At 53.4% G+C, this 23,574-nt stretch carries 17 protein-coding genes; 4 read left to right on the top strand and 13 right to left on the bottom strand.

The window, feature by feature from the left end; all coding sequences use genetic code 11:
- Positions 1-2 precede the first annotated feature (2 nt).
- A complete protein-coding gene (locus JK231_RS13005; RefSeq protein ID WP_211728755.1) occupies positions 3-1,274 on the top strand; it encodes an alanine racemase in 1,272 nt (423 codons plus the stop codon).
- Between the two features lie 122 nt (positions 1,275-1,396).
- On the opposite strand, the gene JK231_RS13000 is transcribed toward JK231_RS13005, so the two are convergent.
- Positions 1,397-2,092 (bottom strand): aspartate/glutamate racemase family protein, encoded by a 696-nt coding sequence (locus JK231_RS13000; RefSeq protein WP_211728754.1) that lies wholly within the window; start codon positions 2,090-2,092, stop codon positions 1,397-1,399.
- Positions 2,093-2,185: 93 nt separating this feature from the next.
- On the bottom strand, positions 2,186-4,243 hold the full coding sequence (locus JK231_RS12995; protein WP_211728753.1) for an FUSC family protein: 2,058 nt from the start codon (positions 4,241-4,243) through the stop codon (positions 2,186-2,188).
- A gap of 252 nt (positions 4,244-4,495) precedes the next feature.
- Between JK231_RS12995 and JK231_RS12990 the strand changes: the two genes are divergently transcribed.
- On the top strand, positions 4,496-5,443 hold the full coding sequence (locus JK231_RS12990) for a sulfonate ABC transporter substrate-binding protein (RefSeq protein ID WP_211728752.1): 948 nt from the start codon (positions 4,496-4,498) through the stop codon (positions 5,441-5,443).
- 33 nt (positions 5,444-5,476) lie between these two features.
- Here JK231_RS12990 and JK231_RS12985 read toward each other — a convergent pair whose 3' ends face one another.
- Positions 5,477-6,436, bottom strand: a complete 960-nt coding sequence (locus JK231_RS12985; protein ID WP_211728751.1) for a zinc-binding alcohol dehydrogenase family protein — start codon at positions 6,434-6,436, stop codon at positions 5,477-5,479.
- Positions 6,437-6,544: 108 nt separating this feature from the next.
- Between JK231_RS12985 and JK231_RS12980 the strand changes: the two genes are divergently transcribed.
- Positions 6,545-7,399 (top strand): LysR family transcriptional regulator, encoded by an 855-nt coding sequence (locus JK231_RS12980; protein WP_072226533.1) that lies wholly within the window; start codon positions 6,545-6,547, stop codon positions 7,397-7,399.
- A gap of 35 nt (positions 7,400-7,434) precedes the next feature.
- Here the strand turns inward: JK231_RS12980 and JK231_RS12975 are convergent, their stop codons facing one another.
- From JK231_RS12975 to ssuD, 8 genes are all read right to left on the bottom strand, one after another.
- Positions 7,435-8,649: an acyl-CoA dehydrogenase family protein gene (locus tag JK231_RS12975; protein WP_211728750.1), complete on the bottom strand. Its 1,215-nt coding sequence runs from the start codon at positions 8,647-8,649 to the stop codon at positions 7,435-7,437.
- A gap of 2 nt (positions 8,650-8,651) precedes the next feature.
- The gene (locus JK231_RS12970) at positions 8,652-10,085 is read right to left on the bottom strand and encodes an MFS transporter (RefSeq protein ID WP_211728749.1); all 1,434 of its coding nucleotides are present in this window, start codon (positions 10,083-10,085) and stop codon (positions 8,652-8,654) included.
- 174 nt (positions 10,086-10,259) lie between these two features.
- Complete coding sequence (locus JK231_RS12965; RefSeq protein WP_211728748.1) at positions 10,260-11,135, bottom strand: MetQ/NlpA family ABC transporter substrate-binding protein; 876 nt, start codon at positions 11,133-11,135, stop codon at positions 10,260-10,262.
- On the bottom strand, positions 11,132-11,830 hold the full coding sequence (locus JK231_RS12960) for a methionine ABC transporter permease (RefSeq protein WP_160833134.1): 699 nt from the start codon (positions 11,828-11,830) through the stop codon (positions 11,132-11,134). The genes JK231_RS12965 and JK231_RS12960 overlap by 4 nt, the downstream gene beginning before the upstream one ends.
- Entirely contained in the window at positions 11,827-12,846 is a 1,020-nt protein-coding gene (locus JK231_RS12955; protein ID WP_211728747.1) for a methionine ABC transporter ATP-binding protein, read from the bottom strand. Before JK231_RS12955 ends, JK231_RS12960 begins: the two co-directional genes overlap by 4 nt.
- The gene (locus tag JK231_RS12950) at positions 12,843-14,237 is read right to left on the bottom strand and encodes an LLM class flavin-dependent oxidoreductase (protein ID WP_211728746.1); all 1,395 of its coding nucleotides are present in this window, start codon (positions 14,235-14,237) and stop codon (positions 12,843-12,845) included. Before JK231_RS12950 ends, JK231_RS12955 begins: the two co-directional genes overlap by 4 nt.
- A gap of 75 nt (positions 14,238-14,312) precedes the next feature.
- Complete coding sequence (locus JK231_RS12945; protein WP_211728745.1) at positions 14,313-15,719, bottom strand: FAD/NAD(P)-binding protein; 1,407 nt, start codon at positions 15,717-15,719, stop codon at positions 14,313-14,315.
- A gap of 14 nt (positions 15,720-15,733) precedes the next feature.
- The gene (gene ssuD, locus JK231_RS12940; RefSeq protein ID WP_211728744.1) at positions 15,734-16,906 is read right to left on the bottom strand and encodes an FMNH2-dependent alkanesulfonate monooxygenase; all 1,173 of its coding nucleotides are present in this window, start codon (positions 16,904-16,906) and stop codon (positions 15,734-15,736) included.
- A 273-nt stretch (positions 16,907-17,179) separates the two neighbouring features.
- Between ssuD and JK231_RS12935 the strand changes: the two genes are divergently transcribed.
- Positions 17,180-19,114, top strand: a complete 1,935-nt coding sequence (locus JK231_RS12935; protein WP_211728743.1) for a sigma-54-dependent Fis family transcriptional regulator — start codon at positions 17,180-17,182, stop codon at positions 19,112-19,114.
- Between the two features lie 448 nt (positions 19,115-19,562).
- On the opposite strand, the gene JK231_RS12930 is transcribed toward JK231_RS12935, so the two are convergent.
- Together JK231_RS12930 and JK231_RS12925 are read right to left on the bottom strand one after the other, a co-directional pair.
- Entirely contained in the window at positions 19,563-20,534 is a 972-nt protein-coding gene (locus JK231_RS12930; RefSeq protein WP_097117637.1) for a ParB family protein, read from the bottom strand.
- Positions 20,535-20,541: 7 nt separating this feature from the next.
- A complete protein-coding gene (locus JK231_RS12925) occupies positions 20,542-21,741 on the bottom strand; it encodes an AAA family ATPase (RefSeq protein WP_058960453.1) in 1,200 nt (399 codons plus the stop codon).
- Positions 21,742-23,574: the final 1,833 nt, after the last annotated feature.

Here is a 23,574-nt window from a genome sequence, read left to right as displayed (position 1 = left end):
CTATGTCGATTCGTTTTCCACTGCAGGCAGACGGTTTGCTGGATGCCCAACAACCTGCGCCACGGTTTAAATCGGTAGCGGGATCTGGCGATCAACCGTTAACGCCGGGCAGTAACGTTTTTACCAGTGATGAAGTGTTCTCGCCGTTGATGGTGATGAAGCAATCAGCGCTGCAGAACAACCTCCACCAGCTTGCCACGTTTTGCCAGGAGAACGGCATCATGCTGGCAGCACACGGGAAAACCTCAATGTCGCCCGCGATCTTGCGCCGCGCCATTAGCGAAGGTGGCGCGTGGGGATTGGGTGCTGCCACGCCAGCACAGGTGCGTGCGCTGCGTCAGTTTGGCATCCGCAATGTGTTTCTCGCCAATCAGCTAGTCGATCCGGCGGGCATTCGCTGGATTGGCCAATGGCAGCAGCAGCATCCCGACCACGGTTTCCTCTGCTATGTGGATTCACTGCAGGGCGTAAAATTGCTGGAACAGCATCTCGGCGATGCACAGATTTCTGTACTGCTGGAGATGTCGGTGAGTGGCGGTCGTACCGGCTGCCGTTCACAACAGGAAGCAATCAAGATTGCCGAAGCGATTAAAGACAGCCCTTCACTGCAGCTGGTGGGCGTGGCCGGTTATGAAGGTGCGCTGGGGGCGGGTCGCGATGAAGCCGGTATTCAGCGCGTGAAAGCGTATTGTCAGATGATGATCAGCACCGCTGCACTGCTGGCAGATCATCAACTCTTCAGCAGCGATCACATCATCCTCAGCGCTGGCGGTGGCGCCTGGTTTGACGTGGTGACCGAATGTTTTACTGCCGCGACATTACCGCTGCCGATGACTCCCTTGATTCGGTCCGGTGCCTATATGGCGCATGATAGCGGCTTGTATGCGCGCATTGCACCCTTCGCGCAACCGGGTTCGAGCCATCACTTCGATGCAGCGCTGGAGATTTGGGGGCGGGTATTATCTCGCCCTGAACCGGGATTGGCCTTTGTCGATTTTGGTCGGCGTGATGTGCCGTTCGACCAGGATCTGCCCAATCCATTGTGGATCCGCAACGCAGATGGCAGTGAACCGCGCGCGGCAACCCATCTGCGTATCAGTGACGTCAACGATCAACATGCGTATCTGCTGCTGCCCGATGATGAAACGTTGCAGCCGGGTGATTGGGTAGGATGCGGTATCTCTCATCCCTGCACCGCTTTTGATAAATGGCGCTATCTGCCACTGGTGGACGACGATTATTGCGTCACAGATTCACTGGAAACAGCATTCTGACCACAAAAAAGGCTGCCAACGTATTGGCAGCCAGTTCTGGCACATCCCTGTACGACCATGTGGGGTCAGACGTTGTGCCTTCAATGAGCATATAATAACACACAAAATAATTAGCAGGATAATTATTTTATTGACAGAGCCAGTTTCACCGCATCCTCGGCATGAATCAACGTGGTATCAAACAGCGGCACGCTGGCATCTTCGGGCTTCACCAGCAGGGTAATTTCGGTGCAACCCAAAATGATCGCTTCGGCGCCCTGCGCCACCAGCTCAGCAATCACCTCACGATAACGCGCTCGCGACGACTCACGAATAATGCCAAGACACAACTCCTGATAGATGATGTCATGCACCGTCTTCCGGCCCGATGCATCCGGTACCAGCACATCAATGCCGGACTGCGCCAGACGGCCTTTGTAGAATTCCTGCTCCATGGTAAATGCCGTCGCCAGTAAGCCCACACGCTTCACGCCAGCGGATTGAATACGCTGAGCTGTCGCATCAGCGATATGGAGCAGCGGGATAGCCACGGCACCGGTAATCTGGTCAGCGACTTTGTGCATGGTGTTAGTACAGAGCACAATGAAGTCCGCCCCGCCCTTTTCCAGACTGCGCGCGGCTTCTGCCAGAATCTCGCCGGCTCGCTGCCATTCCCCCGCCACTTGCAGCTTCTCAATTTCCTGAAAGTCGACGCTGTACATCAGGCTGCGCGCCGAGTGCAATCCGCCAAGTTGCTGCTTCACCTGTTCATTGATGATGCGGTAGTAGAGCGCCGTCGATTCCCAACTCATTCCACCGATCAAACCGATCATCTTCATCTGCGATTTTCCTTTATCAAGCCTGTTCAGCACTGTACGGGATTTGTCAGTCTGGTGCATGCCCCCAGCTTAAATACAGGGTTTGCGGCACACTTATGCGCGATCAACCTCAAGTGACGCGTTTTCCGGCCAGCGCGCTGAGGGAAACAGCGATAAGCGGATATTGAACAGATGGAACATCGGGGAAAACAACGCCTGTTCCTGTAATGTTCGCGCTTCTAAACCCAGCAGCAGGCGATTAAGTTCATGCAACAACGCCGAATGGGGCTGTGTCTGCAGGGATTTCAGCCTGCGTTTGAGGAACACACTCAGCTCATGGAACATCGCCGCACTCTCAATGCCATTCTCGATCAGTAGCGCTTTGTGCCGCGTGTAATAGTCGTAACAGTTGGCACCAAGCCAGGCCTCGGCAATCAGATTGCCGCCGGAAACCAGATCGGGCGAGGGATCGACGCGCTTACGTGGCAAGATAATGTTCACCTTATCCAGCGTACGCGCCACAAATTGCTGGCGCGCCGTCATCGTTACCGTGTTGACACGCAGCGCAGCGATAAACTGCAGCAAATCGCGGATCCCTTTACGCACCGCGCGTTTCGCCGTCCACGATGGACGCTTGTTACGAATAAGCAATGTCAGTACCAGGGCGATGACAATGCCCACCAGCGTCGAAATCATGGCGTTTACTATAAGCAGAAGATCGGGCTTGAAATGGTGGCTCATGCCAATCAGCCCCGGAATCTGCGTGGCGACGATCAGGCCAATCAAATTGGTTGCCGGGTTGGCAATCACCAATCCCAGCGCAAATAATCCGGGCGCAAGGCAGATGATCATCGCTTCAAACGTTACCGCTTGTGGTATCAACACGGTGACGTAGAGCAGACTGATCGCCATTGAGATCAATACGCCCTTCAGGAATAGCTTCATTGGCGCGATAGGACTGTCCAGCCCGGCAAAGAATGAGCAGAGTACCGCCGCCATCATTGGCGCAGTCGAGCCATCTTTCCAGCCGCTGCCGATCCAGAACAAGCAGGTGGCGAAGGTGGCCAGAAACGCAGTAAAGCAGGAAAGCAACAGCAAACCTTTATCGACATGCTTATGCGCACGCACGGTTTTTCCCGGCTTGACGGTCGGTGTCCACTCACTCACACGCTCGCTGACGCTGTGATAGGCATTGGCGATGCGCACAAAATTCAGCAGGCGCTCCAGCAATCCAATTAGTAAAATACTCTCTTCACTGTTGAGCCGCCCCTCCTGCCAGGCCTGCTTCAACTGCGCCTGTGTAACGGTCAAAACATCGTGAATCTGAACCTGGTCATCGCCGTTCAGCCATAACAAAAATTGCTGGAATGCCTCTGCAACATAGTCCGGAAAACGGATTTCCTGCTGCGCCAGCAAATTAAGCCGCGACTCAATCGCTGTCAGCGTTGGAATCAAATAGGAGAGGTGTTGATACTGCACGCTGACCAACCGCACCAGACGTCGCGCGGCATCGCCTTCATAAACACAGTGCGTAATCAGGGTTTCTACGTTGAGAGGATAGTTCGCCATCTGCACCAGAATATCTTCTCGTTCCACCGATTTATCAGCTGGCATCACCGTGACTAACTCGCTGCACAGCTTGCGCGCATTCTGGTACCACAGGCTGACGCTTTGCTCCAACAGACTGCGCATCGACACCGGCATGATTAAGCGGTGCACCAGGCTGCTGCAGATGATCGCCACCGTGATCTCTTCAATACGCGAAATCACCGTGTAGGTGATGGCCGAGGGTGACGTGACGTCGGGAAAGCCCATGATCGCCGCACTGTAACCGGCGAGCATAAACACATAGCTTTTCGGCGTGCGGTCATGCAGCGACAGATAGAGACATACCGCCACCCATAAAGAGATGCACAGGCTGAACAGCATCGGTGACTCTACGGTAGTGGGATAGATTAGCAGCGTAAACAGCCCACCCAGCAAGGTGCCGAAAAAGCGAAACACCGATTTCGATACGGTCGAACCCGAATAGAGTTGTGAGGCAACGTACACTGTAGTCAGTGACCAGGCCGGTTTATCGAGATTGAGTTCCAGAGCAATATAAAAAGCCAGAAAGGCGGCAAGACAAGTTTTGGCAGAAAACAGCACTGCGCTTTGTGAAAACCACTTCATAGAGCGAAGGAAACCCATAGCAGGCAACGTAAGCGTCTATCCTGACAGAAGCATATCGAGATGACATTTTGATTTGTTATACAAATTATTACCGTGCTAATTATCTGGGCATCTATGCAAATCAAGATGACATGCTGATTACAGTGAATGATCTTGATCACAAAAAATTAGGTTATAAGCGATCGAAATTCGTTATTTATTGGTTATATAAGCGCTTTGCTATGGTGAGAAAAAATCCACGAGAGACTCATCATGCAAACAAAAATTCCTGCTCTGAGCGCGTTGGCGCTTAGCTTTGGCCTGCTCTCTGCGCACGCCTTTGCCGCTAAACCAGAAACCGTGACCATCGGCTATCAGAAAGCCAATATTTTTGCACTGCTGAAGTATCGCGGCACGCTGGATGAAACCTTCAAGAAGGAAGGCATCAATGTCCGCTGGGTAGAATTTCCGGCCGGGCCGCAGATGCTGGAAGGGCTAAACGTGGGCAGCATCGATTTAGCCGCCACCGGCGATGCTCCACCCGCTTTCGCGCAGGCTGCCAAAGCGGATTTGATTTACCTCGGTCACTCCCCTGCTAACCCCAAAACCGAAGCCATCGTGGTACCTAAAGATTCGCCGATCAAAAGCGTGGCGGATTTGAAAGGTAAGCGCATTGGATTGAACAAGGGTTCTGACGTGAATTATTTGCTGGTGAAAGCGCTGGAAGATGCCGGACTGAATGATAAGGACGTGAAACCCGTTTACCTGCCACCAGCTGATGCGCGCGCCGCCTTCCAGAAAGGCGCGATTGATGCGTGGGTGATTTGGGATCCGTTCCTCGCAGAAGTGGAAGCGAACGCCGACGCGCGTGAAATCCGTAATGCAGAAGGTTTGGTGCCGCATTACACCTTCTATCTCGCCAGCCGCCCCTTTGCCGAAGGCCATCCTGACACCGCGAAACAGGTGGTGGATGAATTGAGCAAATTGAGTGACTGGGCGAACGCCAATCAGGATGAGGCTGCCGCGATTCTGTCCAAATCGACCGGGTTAGATAAGGCAATCTGGCAGACCACGTTGAAACGCCTGCCGTATGGCGCTACGCGTATGACGCCGCAGGTGTTCGATGAACAGCAGGCGCTAGCGGATACGTTTACCCGTGTCGGACTGCTGCCGGTGAAAGTGGATGTGCGCAGTGCGACCTGGTCACTGGATAAGCAGTGACCAGATAGTGTGCGGCCTTACGGCCGCACACTGTTAAACAGTTATAAACACTCTGCCCAAACGCCCACGCGTTTCTGCTCGTTGATGCGCTTCAACCACCTTTTCCAGCGGGAAAGTACTATCGATAGGCACGATCAGTTCGCCTTTCGCCGCCATCACCATCAGTTCATTCACCAAATCGCGGGCAATCTGTTTTTCACCCCATTCTGGTCCCAGCAAGCATCCGATCAACGTAATACGGTGCAACAGCAGATATTCCGCATCGACCATCTGATTACGTCCAGCGAGAATGCCGATCAGAACCGCCGACCCGCCGTCTTTTAATACTTCAATGCCATCTGACAATGCTGCGCCGCCGATGGTATCGATCAGCAAATCCACTTTATTGCCGCCCAGCAATTCCCGCACCTGCTCGCCAGCCTGCTTGTCACCCACCACAATGGCGTCATTGACGCCAAATTCACGTAATTTTTCCAGTGATTCGGGACGCGTACCGGTTCCGATCACCCGGGCACCCATGCGGGATGCCAGTTGGACGGCAGCCATGCCCACCCCGCCCGCCGCGCCGAGAATGAGTACGGTTTGGCCTGGCTGCAGCTTGCCTAAATGAAACGCCCATGCAGCGGTGCCTGGCCCCACCGGAATGGCGGCAGCAATGCGCGCATCCAGGCCATCTGGAACAGGAAAACAGTTATAGGCAGCGACAGCGCGACGTTCTGCATAGGCACCTCGCCAGTTAAACGTTGCCACTTTCTGACCGATCTTAAATCCCGTCACGTTTGAACCGATGGCAAGAATGGTTCCTGCCGCCGCATAGCCAAGTGACTCGCCCGCTTGTAAGTGCTGACTATTGCGCGAAATGATATCGCCACCCTCAACACTAATGGCTTCCACCGCCACCAGCAGCTCATCCTGAGTAATCGAAGGTTCAACGACATCCACCAGTTGTAAAACCTCTGGACCTCCTGGTTGGGGGTAAGTGACTGCTTTCATCTCTGGTCTCCACAATGCTGAATACGAATAATGATCGGTAGATAAAGCGTAGCGAAGCTGATGATATGTTGGTAGGCTGCATTCACATGTATCAGACATAACCCCATCATGATATCGGACAATTTTGAACCCGCGCTGCTTCGTACTTTCGTTGCCGTTTGTCATCACCGCAGCCTGACACGCGCCGCCGAACAGGCCGGACGCGCCCAATCCGCACTCAGTGCACAGATTCGTCGACTAGAGGAACATACAGGCCAGCGTTTGCTGCGTCGTACAGGACGCGGCGTCGTCCCCACCAAAGAGGGAGAAGTGCTGCTCAGTTTTGCGGTGCGAATTCTCGCGTTGGGGGAAATGGCGGTCGCGCAACTGAGTGAAAGTACGCCCGCCGGCACGCTTCGCATCGGTATGTCCGAAGATGTGGCATCGAGTTTGCTCCCCTTTGCACTTGGCAGGCTGAGAAGATTGTGTCCGGGTCTGCACATCGAGCTTTCCATTGAGAGCGATCACATCCTCGCCAGACGTTGGCAGGAGAGCGCGTTTGATATGGTCTTGGGTCTGACCGCCGGTTTCAGTGAAGACCCGTTAACCAGTTGGGAGATCGACCTGCATTGGGTGTGCGGAATTGACTATCCCTGGGATAGCGCGCTGACGGTCGATGCTATTGTTTGCGGTGAACCTTGTTCATGGCGACGCTTGATGTTTGATGCGCTGATTGAAGCAGGCAAGGAGTTTAGGATCGCGGTAACCAGCTCCAACCTGGGTGCGATCATCCCCGCTGTTGAAGGCGGATTGGGTGTGGCCATGCTGCCAGCGGAACTCATTCGTCATGACAGTATGCGTCTGGTGAATGTCGCGCAGGCTCCGGTAAAAGTGACATATGGTTTGTTTGTCACGCGGCGGCCGAATTCCAATGTCACTACGGCGCTGAATGTGATTCAGGACAGTTTAAAAACGTTGTATTAGAAGTGGGCGGCTCAAGCCGCCCGGCATGAAATGTTTTACCCTACCCCGCGCCCAATTTGCCAGATCCCTGTCGGCGGCGTCCCGTTAACCTTCCAGCCACCGATGTCACGTGCTTTATAGATCACCGGATTATGTGACGACACCGTGCGCGCATTGCGCCAGTGACGATCCAGCGCTTTACTGATGCGCGTATCCGATGCGCCGAGCGCATTAAACAACTCGGTGGCGGCACGTGGTACCAGCTCACTGGCAATCACCTGCGCCTGACCCGCTTCAGCTTCGGCCAGCGCATTCACTGCCAGAAGTTGCGCTTCGTCGCTGCTTAAGTGCGCTTCATACGCTGATTGCAGTGAATGTGCGGCGCGGATCACCGTCGCTTCGACGGCAAACGCCAGGCTGGTGATCTCACCGATGACCTGTAGCACCTGCACATCCTGACGTGATGAATCGCCGTTGCTGTGGCTGTAAATACGATTGCGAGCGGCCACCGCTTTTGCACCATCGCGTGCGACTGCCCTCCCAATCCCGGCTAGTGTTGCCAATAGCACATGTTGATAGAACGCGGTTTGATAGCGGAAACGCGTGGCGAAATCGAAGACGTGTTGCTGCTCGACGTGCGCATTTTCAAAGCGTGTGGTGCCGCTACCCGTTAAGCGTTGGCCAAAACCATCCCAATCGTCATCACGCGTTACACCGGGTTGGTGAGTGCTTACCAGAGCGATGACATCGCCCTGATTGTCATTGCGTCGAGCATACACATCAATCCAGTCTGCAAATAACGTGCCCGTGCTGTAAAACTTCTCGCCGTTGAGCGTCCAGCCATTTGCGACGGGCGTGACACGGGTAATCACATCGCCGAGTTTCACCGCGCCAATTTCAGTCCATCCGCTGCCCACCAGCTCGCCGTCGATAAAACGGCGGAACCAGCGATCGCGCTCAGCGCTGTTGGGCTGGTTGAGGCGGTCCTCGACAAATGCAAAGTGCGCACGTAATGCCTGCGGCAGATTGGAATCCGCTTCCGCCAGTTCGGTGAGCAATTGGAACAGCTGCGGTAGCGATGCGCCCCACCCGCCCTGCTCTTTCGGGATGCGTACCGTGCCGAAGCCCGCCTCTTTTAACCAGGTGATTGCTTCATGGGGCAAGGTGCGGCTGCGTTCGCGCTCCACTGCGCCCTCAGCAATACGATCAAACAGTGGACGGAATTGCGCCGCCAGCGCAGCGTAATCGGTGCCTGTAGAAAGTTGGCTCATAATCACTCCTGATGAGAAAGATCGTCGATGTCGTGGCGCGTCGGTTCGTGGCGCACCGCGAGCAGGAAAAAGATCGGGATGATGGCGGCAAGCGACACCACCCAGAACATATTGGTGCCCAGCGCCGCTTGCAGAATCGGCAGAATAAACAGCGCCAGCGCGCTGCCAATCCCTGACAGCGCACGACTGAAGCCCACGCCAGTAGCGCGAATGGAAGTTGGATAAGAGAGCGCCGGATAGACCATCAGCTGCGCACCCGGACCAAAGCCTTCAGCAAACAACCACAAGCCAAGCATCAGCACCGCAAACACAATCCCCGTAATCGCTTCAGGGTGCCCAATCAATGCCAATGCAATCAGTGCGAAGAATTGCAGTGCAAATCCGGCCATTGCCACATGGCGAGACGGATATTTCCAGGCCAGACGCATGCCCAGCAGACCGCCGGTGAAAGCAAACAGCGCGTTCAGGCCGAGCGATGCGGAGATCGTTTCAAACACGCCCGCGCCGAGGAACTGCGCGAGGATCGAAGGCAGGAAGAAGGCGATCGCGGTGTATTCAAACGAGATGCAGATGTTCATCACGCCTGCCACGATAGTGCGTTCACGCCAGGGTTTCTGGAACAGCACGCGGAAACTTACTTTGGGTGCCGCTTCTGCTGGTGGTGCTTCGGGTTCCGCTTCATGCGCATGAATACCGTAAGAGTCACGCAAAATACGCACCGCAGACTTCAGATCGCCCTGATTGGCTGCCCACAAAGGTGATTCGTTCATAAATTTGCTGCGCACTGCGATGATCAACAACGCGGGAACGGCACCGAACAGCAGTGATGCGCGCCACAACCAGTCAAGATGCTCTTTCGGTAACAGGAAGTAGAGCGCGAAGATCAGCAGGAAACACACCGTTGACGCGGCGTACCACATCGGGCACCAGGCGGCGAGTCGCGCGGCTTTGTTGCCTTTGCCTGCGAATTTAGAAAATTCCGCCAGGTAGGACATCGCCACGGGTAAATCGATACCCACGCCAATCCCCATCAGGAAACGTGCGCCAATCAGTACCCAGACATTGGGCGCTAATCCCGCTGCGATGGCCGAGACCACGAAGAACAGCATATCGGCCATAAACACCGAGTAACGGCCATATTTGTCGGTCAGCCAGCCACCAATGAGATTACCGACGATGGTGCCGACCATGATTGAGGACGTCACCAATCCGGTGAGAAGAGGAGAAAGCTGGAATTCGCGTACCACATCGTCAATTCCATAAGAGAGCGTGGTGAGATCGTAGGCATCGAGGAAGACGCCGCCGAGCGCGAGGAACACAATCATGCGCGCATAATTGTTTTTGTCACTGCGGGTGTTGATCAGCCTTGCTACATCACTGACCGAACGAACCGGCTCAGACGTCGGTAAGGTGTTTTCGAAAGAAACGGTACTCATAATGCCTCACGTTGTTTTTAGTTGTGCAGGTGAGGTTGTTATAAGCGCTTACCCTTCAGGTCCAAAGCAACAAATAGTGATATTAAATTGTTTAAAATCAATAAGATAAAAAACTTTCAAACACAGAATCCCGGACGCGCATCGCGAGCCCGGGTGAAGGATAACACCCGGAAATTAGTCTGCAGAGACCGGCACTAATACGCCTTTAACTAACGGATCATCCGTCGTTTTCAGCCACTGCTGAACGCGAGGATCGGAGAACGCCTGTTTTAGCTTTACGATGTTCTCCTGCTCCAGATAGGGCGTACCAATCACCAGCTGCGAGGCAAAAGTACGCGGTGCCGGAGAGAACAGAATGCCTTTATCACGCGGCACTTTTCCGGCATCAAACTGCGAAACATAGCCAATCGCCGCGTCCACCGAATTCAACGCGCGTGGCATGGTTAGCAAATCGAGTTCTTTGAAGACGAAGCCATGCGGATTACCGATAATGTTTTTTAATTTGGCGGTACGCGGTTCAACGTTGGGATCGAGTGTGATCAAACCCTGACGTGCCAGCAGCCACAAGGCCTGGCCCTGGTTGGCGCCATCATCCGGCACCACAATGGTGGCCCCCTGCGGCAGGTCGGCTATGGATTTATAGCGATCGGAGTAGACGCCAAATGCCCACTGGAACAGCGGTAAGGCAGAGGTGAGCTGGAAACCGTTGGCATCCACCACCTGCTTTAACCACCACTGGTGCTGATAGACGGTTGCCGCATATTGTCCTTGCGCCACGGCGCGATCCGCCTGTACCGGATCCTGCACGCCCACCGCTTCCAGCTTCAGACCATAATCCGGCGCGATGTGCTCGCCAACATACTCAATCAACTTCTGTTCTCCCGCCATTGCCGGTTCAAAGTGGATTTGTAGCGTGGTGCCAAAGACCACCGCTTGCGGTTGCTGACTGCGCCAAAACCCTGCGGCGGCGGCCAATGCAATGACCACTAAAATCAGTAGCAGCCACGACCAGCGGCGCGTCTTACGTAACTCAAATTCTTGTGTTGTCATCGTGATATCCCCTGAGGATGGCGTAGAATTGCGACTAAACGGTCACCGATAAATTGAATGGTTTGTATCAAAGCGATCAGCACCACAATGGTGGCGATCATGATGTGGTTGTCGAAGCGCTGATAGCCGTACACCACGGCTAAATAACCGATACCGCCCGCGCCGATGGTGCCGGCGATGGCGGAGTACTCGATCATGGAAATCAGGTTGAGAGTGATGGCGGCAACAACAGCAGGTAATGCCTCACTCAGCTGCGCCGAACGGATGATCTGCCAGCGCGACCCGCCGCATACCAAACCCACCGAGGTCACTTCGCCTGGCAGTTCACGCAACGCGTTATCCACCAGACGACCAAAGAACGGAATGCCCGCCGCAATCATCGGCACCACCGCCGCAGGGATACCGATGGTGGTGCCGGTCAGCCAGAAGGTGAACGGGATGATCGCCGCCATTAACACCAGAAACGGCAACGAGCGTCCCATATTCACTATCCAGCTCAGCACCCGATGCACGCCGCGATGGGGAAACAGTCCACGTGCTGAGGTGTTAAACAACACCACGCCAACGATACCGCCGAGGCTCACCACGAACAGCATCACGATGCCGACCATCAGCGCGGTCTCACCCATCGCAGGTAACATCAATGCCGGAATTTCCAGCCACGGCGTGTCCTGACTTATCACGGAAACGCTCATACCGCCTCCCGCAGCTGATGTACGCTGCCCGAGACGCTGGCAACCAGTCCAAACTGTTCGAGCTGCGCCAGCAATCGCGCCAGTGGCACACGCTCTTGCTGGAAGTGAATGCCCACCTGCAAGCGTCCGGCCTGGATACCATTGACCTGCTCAACGTGCGCGCCAAGCAGATCGATGCGCAGATTGAACTGCACACTCAGACGCGAGATCCAGTCGCTGATGACCGGTACATCTGTGCGATAACTCAGTTGCAGAATCAATTCCGCCACGCCAGGTTGCGCCACCAGTGGGAATAGACGTTGCCCCAGCGAGGAATCGGGCTGCGCCAGTAACTGTTTCAGCACGCCATACTGCACAATCTGCCCATCGCGAATTTCGGCAACCGCATCCGCCGCCTGACGCACTGCATCCATCTCGTGGGTGATCAGCACGATTGCCAGCTTATAGTCGTCACGCAGTTTCTTTAGCAAATCCAGCACCGCAACCGTGGCTTCAGGATCGAGACCAGAAGTCGCTTCGTCGGCCAGCAGCACGGAAGGCTTTAGTGCCAAGGCTCGCGCGATGCCAATCCGTTGACGCTGTCCCCCCGAAAGCTGGTCGGGATACGCTTTGGCTTTATGGCTCAGACCAACACTCTCCAGCAACTCACCCACGCGTGCGGAAATATCCCGCTCGACCACGCCGAGATAACGCAAAGGCAGCGCGATGTTTTCCCAGGCGCTTTTGCGCTGCAGTAGGGCAGAAGATTGAAAAACGGTGCCAATCGAACGGCGCGCGCGACGCAGTGCTTCGCCATTCAGCCGCGAGAGATCGCTGCCATTGATGCGAATACTGCCCGCGCTGGGCTGCTCCAGTAAACTGATGCACTTCGCCAGCGTGGATTTGCCCGCGCCGCTGGGCCCAACGACAGCAGTGATGTTGGCCTGCGGGACCTGTAAGTTGATGGATTTCAGCACCTCCGTGACGCGCCCGTCAGCGGTGCGGTAATGCTTGCTCAGCTGGTCAATTTCGATCATATGACCTCCTGCTGCGCCGCACTTTTCACCCGATAGCCCACGCCAGGATGCGGTGCGGTTAACTGTGGTCCGGCGTTGAACAACTTCTCGCGCAGCGTACCTTCCGCATACGCATTCTTATAAACACCGCGCTTTTGCAGCTCTGGGATTAGCAGTTCAACCACATCCTCAAAGGTTTCATGCGTTAATGCGTAGGCGAGGTTGAAACCATCAACGTCAGTGTCTTCCACCCAGCTTTGTAGTTCGTCGGCGACGGTTGCTGCACTGCCGACAATCAGCGGGCCAAAGCCGCCAATGCCCACCCAATCCGCCAGCGCTTTTACCGTCCACTGACGATCAGGATCGGCGGTGGAGAAGGTTTCGACGGCTGATTGGATGGCATTGGTGTGAAGGTACTTCAGCACCTGGTCAGGTTGATATTGACCGAAGTCGATACCGGTCCAGCCGGATACCAGTGCCAGTGCCCCCTCGTAACTGACATAGCTTTGGTATTCTTTCCACTTCGCCTGCGCGGCGGCATCGGTCTCCCCAACGATTACCGTTTGCAGATTGAAGATCAAGATACTGCGCGGATCGCGCCCTGCTTCTTCTGCACGGCGACGAATATCCGCGACGGTTTTCTTCAGCAGCACTTTCGACGGCGCGGCAACAAACACGCATTCCGCGTGCTCAGCGGCAAACTGTTTGCCTCGGCTCGATGCACCGGCCTGGTATAGCACTGGCGTGCGCTGCGGCGACGGCTCGCACAGGTGAATGCCCGGTACGTTGAAGAAGGTGCCCTGGTGATTGATGGGGTGAATTTTGCGGGGATCGCTGAAGATACGCCGTTCACGATCGCGCAATACCGCATCCTGTTCCCAACTGCCTTCCAGCAGCTTGTACACCACCTGCAAATATTCATCGGCATAGTCGTAGCGGCTGTCGTGATCGCTCTGCGCCTGATGACCAATATTGCGCGCCCCGCTCTCCAGATACGAGGTCACAATATTCCAGCCGATGCGTCCTTTGGTCAGGTGATCGAGCGTCGATAAACGGCGCGCAAAGGGATAAGGATGCTCAAACGATAGCGATGCGGTGAGACCAAAGCCGAGATGCTCGGTCACCAGCGCCATTGGGGTAATCAACGCCAGCGGATCGTTGACCGGTACCTGCGTCGCCTGACGAATCGCGGCATCGCCATTCCCGTTCAGCACATCGTAAATACCCAACACATCGGCGATAAACAAACCGTCAAATTTGCCACGCTCCAGCAGGCGCGCCAAATCGACCCAGTACTCCAGATCTTTGTATTGCGAGGAACGGTCGCGCGGATGCGCCCACAAACCCGGTGACTGGTGTCCGACACAGTTCATATCAAAAGCATTCAGGCGAATTTCACGTTGCGATGTCATAGCAATCTCCATAGCGAGGCCGTGATCGTACGACGACCCGGCGTTCGTTAGTGTGTTTTTAGGATGTTTGAGAGATTAAGAAGCGTAAGGGGGACATCGCTCGTCTTGAGCGATGTGAAGATCTTCAAGAATTTGCTGAGCAACGGCAGCGGCGTGATCGGCAACCTGTGGCAGGCCCATCAACTCACCGAAACGCGCGCGGGCGGCGGGTCCGACTACGAGCAGGCGGGCGTTGGGCAAGCCTTGGTGATTCAGTGCGTGTGACTGCGCATCAACGTCGAGGCCAAAGCCAAGCTGATCACCGCGAATCAGGCCTTGATCACTCAACGAACGCAACAGCGGCTGACTTTGAGTCAGCGCATCATGCCCCGGTCCGGTGGTGACGATCAGATGATCGAGCAGGCGGGTTTCCGTTTCACCCTGGCGTGTGCGCAGCGTGATTACTAGCTGGGGGCCCTGAGCAGTGATGGTGTCCAGTCTGGCTGCCAGCACCTGCAAACTCTCCTGCTGCTGTCGTCTGATGATTTCCGCTGACACCTGCGGCGCGATACGATAACGATGTACATCCCACCACGAACGCAGATGGCGCACAAAGCGCTGCTGCTCGCGCAGCGGCAAGGTTTGCCAGATGGTTTGGCCCTGTGCGCGTACATCGTCCAGCACGCGTTGCCAGGGTAATTGCTGCCGTGCCGCTCGGGCAACCTCATCCCTGATGTGATGCAGCCACAGACGCGCGCTGGGGACGTTCTGAGGTGCTATCGTCCATTCAGGCCACTCACCCTGCAGATTGGCGCGTGAGAGTTGTCCACGGCGTGAGAAAGCGGTTAACGGGCCTCGATGATGCCGAGTGCCTAATGAAGCAACCACATCCGCCATACTCAGGCCGGTTCCGATAATGGCCACGGTGGCGTCAGGATCTATCGCATCCAGCACGCCGGCTTGCCATGGATTGGCAATGAGCGCTGGGTGATGGGCAAAGGGCTGCAGCGAGCGAGGTAAGGATGGCGGTGGGTGACTGATCGCTAACGCCAGCACATCGCCCTGTAGCGTCACGCCATTGCTGAGTAACAGTTGCTGCCCTTCCCATGCCATGGCACTGGCCTGAACGTGCCGTAACTCAATCTGCGGATGCCGTTCTGCCGCAAGGGCAAACTGCTCTGCCAGATAGCGACCAAACATCGCGCGCTGCGGATAGACTGATCCGTCATCACAATGGGCTACTGAATCCAGTGAACACTCAGGCTGCTGACGATACCAGCGGTCAAAGGCGCCCTGCTCATCGCCGCTGAGTTGCATGCGCGAGGCAGGTACATTGATGCGATGCGCCGGTTCCTGCGTGGAGTAGGCCACCCCACCGCCCAGTTGCTCACGCGGTTCGACCACTGTAATCAGTAACGGAGAGGACGATTGCCGCGCGAGATGAATCGCCAGCGCCGTTCCGCTGAACCCGCCACCTGTGATGATAATGTGAGGTCGTGCCATCGTCTTCTCCTGCATTAGCTGGCGCTCGCCTGTTTTGAAGGACGTTTATCGCCACCAATGGTTTCGCCAAACGGGCCGGTGTTAATGGTGCGCGCACGCTGCTGCTGACCATTTGCCAGCGGTAATAGCGGCAGCAGCAATTCTGCCACACGATGCGCCTCTTCCAGATGCGGATATCCCGACAGGATGAAGTTGGTCACACCCAGTGCCTGATATTCCCGTATGCGTTCGGAAACCTGCTCAGGACTTCCTACCAATGCCGTTCCGGCTCCGCCGCGCACCAGACCAACGCCTGCCCATAAGTTTGGTGAGATGTAGAGATTATCGCGCGAGCCTTTGTGCAGCGCGCTCATCCGTGCCTGACCTGCAGAGTCCATACGCGCAAAAATCTTCTGCGCCTGCGCGATGGTGTCTTCATCCAGATGACCAATCAGTTTCTCCGCAGCCGCCTTCGCTTCCTGCTCTGTCTCACGCACAATGACATGCAGGCGGATGCCGTATTCCAGTTTGCGCCCGCGCGCTGTAGCACGTTCACGGACGACTGCCAGCTTTTCTGCGACCTGCTCCGGGGGCTCACCCCAGGTCAGATAGGTATCGATTTGCTCAGCGGCGACATCAATCGCGGCCTCCGACGAGCCGCCAAAATAGAGTGGTGGGCCATTTTCCTGCACTGGCGGGAACAACACCTCTGCTCCTTCAACGTGAATATACTGCCCTTCATAGTCAACCTTCTCTCCACGCATTAAACGGCTATACACATCGAGAAACTCTTTGGTGACTTCATAGCGTTCACTGTGATTGAGAAAGATGCCGTCGCCTTTGTTCTCAACCGGGTCACCGCCCGTCACCACGTTAATCAGCAAACGTCCTTCAGAGAGGCGATCCAGGGTTGTGGCCATACGCGCGGCCAGTGTCGGCGGTTGAAGTCCAGGGCGAACGGCAACCAGGTAACGCAGTCTTTTGGTGATGGGTGCCAGTGCAGAAGCAACCAGCCATGAATCTTCGCAACTTTTGCCGGTGGGAATCAGCACACCGTAGTAACCGAGATTGTCGGCGGCCAATGCCACCTGCTGTAAGTAAGCTAAATCAACCGGGCGCCCACCTTCTGTGGTGCCGAGATAGCGACCGTCACCGTGCGTCGGGAGAAACCAGAAGACATTGATGTTCTTGTTTGCGGATTCGGCCATTATGCTTTTCCTATATAACTTTATTAAAAAATGATCATTTTGGGATGTTTTTTTAGTTATATAGCTGTTAGCGAAAAACGTGCCAGCTTTGATTCTCCTGATAATGACGCTATTTCAGCGGGTTAGGCCCCTACTGCTGTTTGTGTTTGTTGCATCGGCAACTTACCGCCTACAGCTATTGCTGCATATGCAACTGCTTATGCTTTTTTCCTGCTGTTCACAATGAAAAGCAACGATTAGCGTGTGCTGATACTCCTTAATGGACATCAAAAGATGCTGACCAACTATAGCAATTACGCTGATTCACCGCGTTTAGTCGACCCGGCTTCTCTCGCTTTTCAATCATTGCTCGACAAATTCGCCCCCACTGACGCCACGGTATTGATTGTCGGCGAGACCGGCACGGGTAAGGAAGTTGTCGCACGCTATCTCCATCATCATAGCCAACGCCGCCATGGCCCCTTTCTCGCCGTTAACTGCGGTGCTTTAACTGAAAGTCTTGCCGAAGCCGAACTCTTTGGTCATGAGAAAGGGGCATTTACCGGCGCGACCCAGGCGCATCCCGGTTGGTTTGAATCTGCGCAGGGCGGCACTCTGCTGCTGGATGAGATTGGAGAGCTGAGTTTGTCGCTACAGGTCAAGTTACTACGCGTATTACAGGAGCGCGAGATTACGCGCGTGGGTTCGCGCAAGCCGATTAAAGTCGATGTGCGTGTTATTGCGGCCACCCATGTTGATTTGGCACAGGCGATCCGCGAACGGCGATTTAGGGAAGACCTTTACTATCGCCTCAATATTGCGGTGGTGCCGCTGCCTCCGTTGCGACAGCGTCGTGATGATATCCCGCTGCTGGCGCAGCATTTCCTTTCGCTGTATGCACGTCGTTTAGGTCGACCGGTGCGTCGTTTGTCACCGGATGCTTTAGAAGTGCTACTGGAGTACAGTTGGCCGGGCAATATTCGCGAGCTGGAAAATACGCTTCACAACGCAGTACTTCTGAGTCGGGAGGAGACGCTAACGCCAGCTCATTTGCGACTGACAAGATACAATGAACAGGGATTTAACAACGCGGAAGCATCAACGCTTGATAACTTCCTGCGTCAACAACTCTCCACTAAGCCCAATCAACTGTTTGATCGCGTCATCACCAGCCTGATTACTCACGCGCTGGATTTCACTGAACACAATCAGACACAGGCCGCGGCGTTGCTTGGCATCAGCCGCCACACGCTGCGTACTCATCTTGCTCATCAGGGAATGATAAAAGGACGGCGTAAGGCGGCGAGTTACATTGCAACTGCCTCTGCTGATGAGCCTCATCAGGAACGCGAGTTACGTATCGGTTATCAAAAATTCGGTAATCTTGGGGTATTAAAAGCACGGCAAAGTCTTGAGCAGTGCTTTGCACAGCAGGGCGTCAGCGTGTTGTGGAGCGAATTTCCTGCCGGGCCTCAACTGCTTTATGCCTTACAAAATAACGAGATCGATTTCGGTACCACCGGCGAGGTGCCGCCTATTTTCGCCCAGGCGAATGGCAATGCAGTGACCTACATTGCCTGGGAACCCCCTGCGCCCAGTAGCGTGGGGATAGTTGTCCCAATCGATAGCGATATCCGTAGCATTGCTGATTTACGTGGTAAACGTATTTCGGTCAATAAAGGTTCTAACGTTCACTGGTTATTGCTGCAGCTGCTGGAAGAAGCAGGTATCACCCTTAATGAACTTAAAGTGGTGTATGCGCCGCCAAAATATCCTCTGACGGCCAGTGATTATCTGGCGATCGATGCATGGATGATGTGGGACCCCTTACTCAGTGCGGCGGAGAGCAATCCTGAGTTGCGCGTGCTGGCCAACGGTGAGGGGCGTGTGCGCAACCACCAATTTTATCTGGCACGTCGCGATTATGTGGAAAAACATCACGACGTGGCCCATCAGTTAGTGAAGAGTTTACAGCAGACCGGCATTTTTATTGATAATCATCGGCAGGAAGCTGCTGGTCTGCTTGCGCAGGAATTGGGTCTTGACCTTTTGGCCGTTGAAAGAGCTTTAACACGACGCAGTCATAAAACCCGTTCAATGGTATTTGAAGTGATTAAAGAGCAACAAATCATCGCCGATCGTTTTTATGCATTGGGTCTGATAAACAAGCCTGTCCGTGTTCGGGAAGCGGTTTGGCAATCGCCCAGCGTTTTATCACTGACAGCTTAACGACCCGAATAAAGTTATCCACCTTTTCTGTGGATAAATCATTGAATATCATCTGGCTAAACCGGGTTAGTACCCTCGATGCAGCGCTGAAATTTGCTGTAATGCTGGCGATTTCAGCCTGAAATTAATTTAAAAAACACTTTTAATTCAATTCATTAGATGTGAAATCCTGATGGCGAATGAAGAAAATTTCAGGGCATTCGCAATCTGAGTTCCTCTCCTGGATAGCCTTTGTTGCTTTCCTATCCAGCTGGTCATTTTGCCTTCACCACAGATTCACTAAACTCTACGGCGCAAGAATGGTATGCATATAGACGGTGAAAAAGTTGGCGATTTCAGCCTGAAATTTCTACACAGGTTAGATATTTTTCATACAGTTAGCGATGAAATAGCACTGGCGAAAAGCTGGAATTCAGGCAAAAAAAAACCGCCCGAAGGCGGCATTTGGCTACTGATTGAGATATTTATTGAGTGTCTCGTTTATCACCCGATCCAACTCATCTTGCAATTCTTTCGACTGGCGATTGAATTCGTAGCTGAACATGCGGCCGCGTGTCTTCTTGCGGGCATAGCGATCTTTATCAGCAAACGTCCAGAGAGGCGTGGCGACCGCTTTTTCCTTTGCTGGCGACTGGATTAGTGTTTGGCTCCCATTACGCACCAGACGCAAAATCCCATTTTTTACTTCATCTTCAGCCAGACCATCACGTGCGCAGACCGTATCGACATCCATGCCAATGGTATCAATTAAGGCTTCAACCGACTGACCAATCTCCTGAAGCTTCTCATACGCCTGCAGCAGCGTTTTGTAATCCGGGTATGTTAACTCCGAATGATTTGGGAACAGGGTAACCAACTCCAGTGGTACGCTCGCGGCTTGCAACGCACGCGTGACTTTTGCCTGCGAGAGGCCTTCGCTCTGAGCAATCTCTTTCTGTGACAGGCCGCTCTCTTTTAATGACAGCAGGCGCATCCCCACTTCACGCAGATTATGTTCGCGTGCGGTTTGGATGTCCTGCGCCAGGCGACGTGCTTCATCTGCCGTGATGGCAACCTCAGTGACCAGCACATCCAGCCCAGTTTTGCAGTGCAGAGCGGCGGCACGGCGGCGGGAACCATCCAAAATTTCGATACGGTCGCCGCGTTTCACACCAATAGCAGGGAAGAACTGCTGCAATTTAATGGTGCGGATAATGTCGCGCAGCGATTCAGGCGTCAAGCCTGACTGGTCGCGGCCATTCGTTTCCATTACCACATAGGTTTTTTCTTCAATTTCCTTCGCCGTAATGTGTTCAAGCGTGAACAGGGCACGTTTACCGGTCGAAAGGATAAAGGTTTGAGAATGTCCGTCTGAGGCATCCTCAGTCTGCAAAGGTGTCTGGCTGAAGGTACGGCCAATCGTGATTCGTTTTGCGCTCATAGTAACCTCAGTTCAGGCGAATAAATTCAATGCGATCAAATACGGCTTTAGCGAAATCTTCCGCTGCCGAACGCGCATTCTTTAAGGCTTCGGTGCTGCCCACATAGGTCGATGGGTTCGCAGAGATCACCGTATCAAACGACTCTCCACAGCGCTCAAAGCCGTCCAGGCGCGGTAAAGCAGCATCCAGCATGTCGCCGCCAAAGATCTCTTTCGCCAGGCTGTGACAAAGCTTGTGGTCCGCTTTATTCGATAGCTTGGACATAAAGCCGATGTTGCCTTGCAAGCGGCAGGATGCGCCTGATTCCTCAATGATGCCAATCAGTTCCGGCAGGCGCGTCAAATACTTCAACGTCGAGTGGAAATCAACTTGTGCTGGTGGAACTGGCGTCATCAGTAAATCAGATGCGGCGATGGCGTTCTTCAGGAAGGCATCCAGATGTGGGCCACTGTCGATGAAAATGAAGTCATAGTCTTTCTTCAGTTTTGCTACGACGTTGTCATACAGAACCGCATGCACATTCTGCGTAGGCAGATGCTCAGCACACAGTTCTTCCCAACGTGATGCAATGAAGGCGTCGTCAATGGAGGCCGGCAGTACGTCGACACCAGGAATAATCGATGGCACGATGAATTCATTAAGCAACTCTTCGCGGCCCACGTTTTGCAGCATCGCTTGCGCAGCTGTGGCTTCTACCAGTCCGACCGAACGCTCATGATTGAGGAACATGGTGGCAGAGGATTGCGGATCGAGGTCGATAACCAGAATGCGCAGATCTTCATACAACAGATGTGGGTGCGCACGTAGCGCATGGGCCAGTGAGACCGTTGAGACGGTTTTCGATACGCCACCTTTGAGATTACCAACAAACAGCGTGAATGCCTCTGCGTGACGATCGCGATACTTTGGCACGCCGCGATGATGGTAGATATCAATGATGTTTTGGATGGACATTGCGTACTTGGTAGAGCTGCCCGCCGCGCGTTTATCGAATGGATAGCCGTTCTCTTCCATTTCATTTACGGCGTAATCAACGCTCGCACGCGTTAATTTAGGGAGTTTGGCTAACGCCGCTTTGGCGTAAACCTGATAAAAAGTGTTTTCCTGCAACTCTTCTTTCTGCGCCTGAATCTGTTCCGTCAGGCTCATTAGCATTTTTTCTGAACGTTGTGCGACTTTCAGAACTTGCTTCTCATCGTTAGCCATACTTGCTCCACACATGTAGGATTTATGACTTTATACCGAAATCCTGCACATGAGGCAAATCTATCTCATCTAATGCGAAACATTTAGCGCTGTGAAAATACCTTGAGTAAGAGCGTGTTAGTGCAAACATTCACTGTAATCAGCGGAGATGTTTTAATCAGGGCGGAATAATGGATTAAAGTGTGAGCAACGCCTCATTCGCGTATTTGCTCCAGCATTCACTGTAATCAGTAATTTGATCGTCCGTTGCACGAGAGTTGCGGGCAAGGTGATATGGCTGAAATCACAGCCTGCATTCACTATATTCGGCATAAGATTCACTGTAATCAGTAAACGTTCACTGTAAGTGGCAATAGGTTCACTGTAATCAGTAAACAACTGCGTTACGTTCACTGTAATCAGTGATATTGATTTTCACGATGAGCAGTTGAAAGCCAGGGCTCTCCATGACGAAATCGGCTGCAGGCGTTTTCGGTTAGTAGAGACAGCTTAGTCCTAATATAAACATTCACTATAATCAGTAGACTGCATGTGGGGAGCATTGATTTAATCCGAGTGTTCACTGTAATCAGTAATCAACAGCTCGTATGGCTAGCTGGCATTCACTGTAATCAGCAATTTGTCTAAGCCACATTCAGACGTTCACTGTAATCAGTAACCCAAATCGTTCTCTCAGCGTAGCGTTCACTATAATCAGCAATTTTGTCTTAAATGGATTCGCCATAATCGGCGGAAAGGGTAGGGCGTACGTGAGAACGTTCACTGTAATCAGTAAAGGAGTCAGGAGTCAGGAGTCAGGAGTCAGGAGTCAGGAGTCAGGAGTCAGGAGTCAGGAGTCAGGAGTCAGGAGTCAGGAGTCAGGGATGTGAATACGGGCTAAAATGACTGTCAACATTCACTGTAATCAGTAACCCAATTTGCGTTTTCAGTTGTGATTCGTGGTTCGCGAATGCGGGTTTGTTGTGAGTGAGTGAGTGAGTGAGTGAGTGAGTGAGTGAGTGAGTGAAGCTAAATCATCGGTGGCTTATGGCTGCCTGTACGTGAGTGAAAACGGGTAGATGCTCAGCGTTGAGCCATTGCAAGTGCGGGATAGCGGGTAAGCTATAACTGGCGGGTCCTGACCGGTTCACCATGCTCTACTGGCGATATTGAAGATAAGCAATGGCCAGAGAATGAACGACTGAAGAGGCATGCCCGGTGGGATATGACCGATGGCAAATGACCGATTAAAGAGAAGAGAGAAGAGAGAAGAGAGAAGAGAGAAGAGAGAAGAGAGAAGAGCATTTTAGCTGCTCTTTCTGGTGAAGTGTCCGTTTTAACCGGTGGCTATTACATGCACCCATTGCCGGATCAACCAGAAACGGAATGTTTGTCTTTGAACTCCAACGTTCACTGTAATCAGCAAAACAGGTGAAGACCGTTTTTTCCTACCTCCCGAATCCCTGGTTGTAACATTCACTGTAATCAGTAATTGCTCCTCGCTGGCAAAGTTATTTACGTTCACTGTAATCAGTAAAGCGATCTTCTGTGGCCACAACGATCAGGTATAAAAATGTTTCGGAGGAGGGAAGGGCTGCAGAGCATTCACTGTGATCAGTGACAGCGTGACGCGCACGATTGAGGCCTTAAATCCATTCCCGACCGCACTGGCATAACGTTCACTGCAATCTGCAATAAAGGGAAAAATTCACTGTAATCAGTGAAGGTGACCAACCCTGTCACTTTTACTGTTTATTTGTACAGACAATAAGCTGATTACAATGAATGAATGCCAACAATTAAATATTACCTATAATATTCAAACACTTAAATTTAATCATTCACTATAATCTG

The organism is Pantoea sp. JGM49, from assembly GCF_018257655.1.
Taxonomy (GTDB): domain Bacteria; phylum Pseudomonadota; class Gammaproteobacteria; order Enterobacterales; family Enterobacteriaceae; genus Pantoea; species Pantoea communis.
This window is presented reverse-complemented; position numbering and strand designations above follow the sequence as displayed.

Excerpts from the sequence above, each read along its gene's own strand:
- JK231_RS13005 (WP_211728755.1), top strand. The coding sequence starts at position 3 with ATGTCGATTCGTTTTCCACTGCAGGCAGACGGTTTGCTGGATGCCCAA.
- JK231_RS13000 (WP_211728754.1), bottom strand. The coding sequence starts at position 2,092 with ATGAAGATGATCGGTTTGATCGGTGGAATGAGTTGGGAATCGACGGCG.
- JK231_RS12995 (WP_211728753.1), bottom strand. The coding sequence starts at position 4,243 with ATGAAGTGGTTTTCACAAAGCGCAGTGCTGTTTTCTGCCAAAACTTGT.
- JK231_RS12990 (WP_211728752.1), top strand. The coding sequence starts at position 4,496 with ATGCAAACAAAAATTCCTGCTCTGAGCGCGTTGGCGCTTAGCTTTGGC.
- JK231_RS12985 (WP_211728751.1), bottom strand. The coding sequence starts at position 6,436 with ATGAAAGCAGTCACTTACCCCCAACCAGGAGGTCCAGAGGTTTTACAA.
- JK231_RS12980 (WP_072226533.1), top strand. The coding sequence starts at position 6,545 with ATGATATCGGACAATTTTGAACCCGCGCTGCTTCGTACTTTCGTTGCC.
- JK231_RS12975 (WP_211728750.1), bottom strand. The coding sequence starts at position 8,649 with ATGAGCCAACTTTCTACAGGCACCGATTACGCTGCGCTGGCGGCGCAA.
- JK231_RS12970 (WP_211728749.1), bottom strand. The coding sequence starts at position 10,085 with ATGAGTACCGTTTCTTTCGAAAACACCTTACCGACGTCTGAGCCGGTT.
- JK231_RS12965 (WP_211728748.1), bottom strand. The coding sequence starts at position 11,135 with ATGACAACACAAGAATTTGAGTTACGTAAGACGCGCCGCTGGTCGTGG.
- JK231_RS12960 (WP_160833134.1), bottom strand. The coding sequence starts at position 11,830 with ATGAGCGTTTCCGTGATAAGTCAGGACACGCCGTGGCTGGAAATTCCG.
- JK231_RS12955 (WP_211728747.1), bottom strand. The coding sequence starts at position 12,846 with ATGATCGAAATTGACCAGCTGAGCAAGCATTACCGCACCGCTGACGGG.
- JK231_RS12950 (WP_211728746.1), bottom strand. The coding sequence starts at position 14,237 with ATGACATCGCAACGTGAAATTCGCCTGAATGCTTTTGATATGAACTGT.
- JK231_RS12945 (WP_211728745.1), bottom strand. The coding sequence starts at position 15,719 with ATGGCACGACCTCACATTATCATCACAGGTGGCGGGTTCAGCGGAACG.
- ssuD (WP_211728744.1), bottom strand. The coding sequence starts at position 16,906 with ATGGCCGAATCCGCAAACAAGAACATCAATGTCTTCTGGTTTCTCCCG.
- JK231_RS12935 (WP_211728743.1), top strand. The coding sequence starts at position 17,180 with ATGCTGACCAACTATAGCAATTACGCTGATTCACCGCGTTTAGTCGAC.
- JK231_RS12930 (WP_097117637.1), bottom strand. The coding sequence starts at position 20,534 with ATGAGCGCAAAACGAATCACGATTGGCCGTACCTTCAGCCAGACACCT.
- JK231_RS12925 (WP_058960453.1), bottom strand. The coding sequence starts at position 21,741 with ATGGCTAACGATGAGAAGCAAGTTCTGAAAGTCGCACAACGTTCAGAA.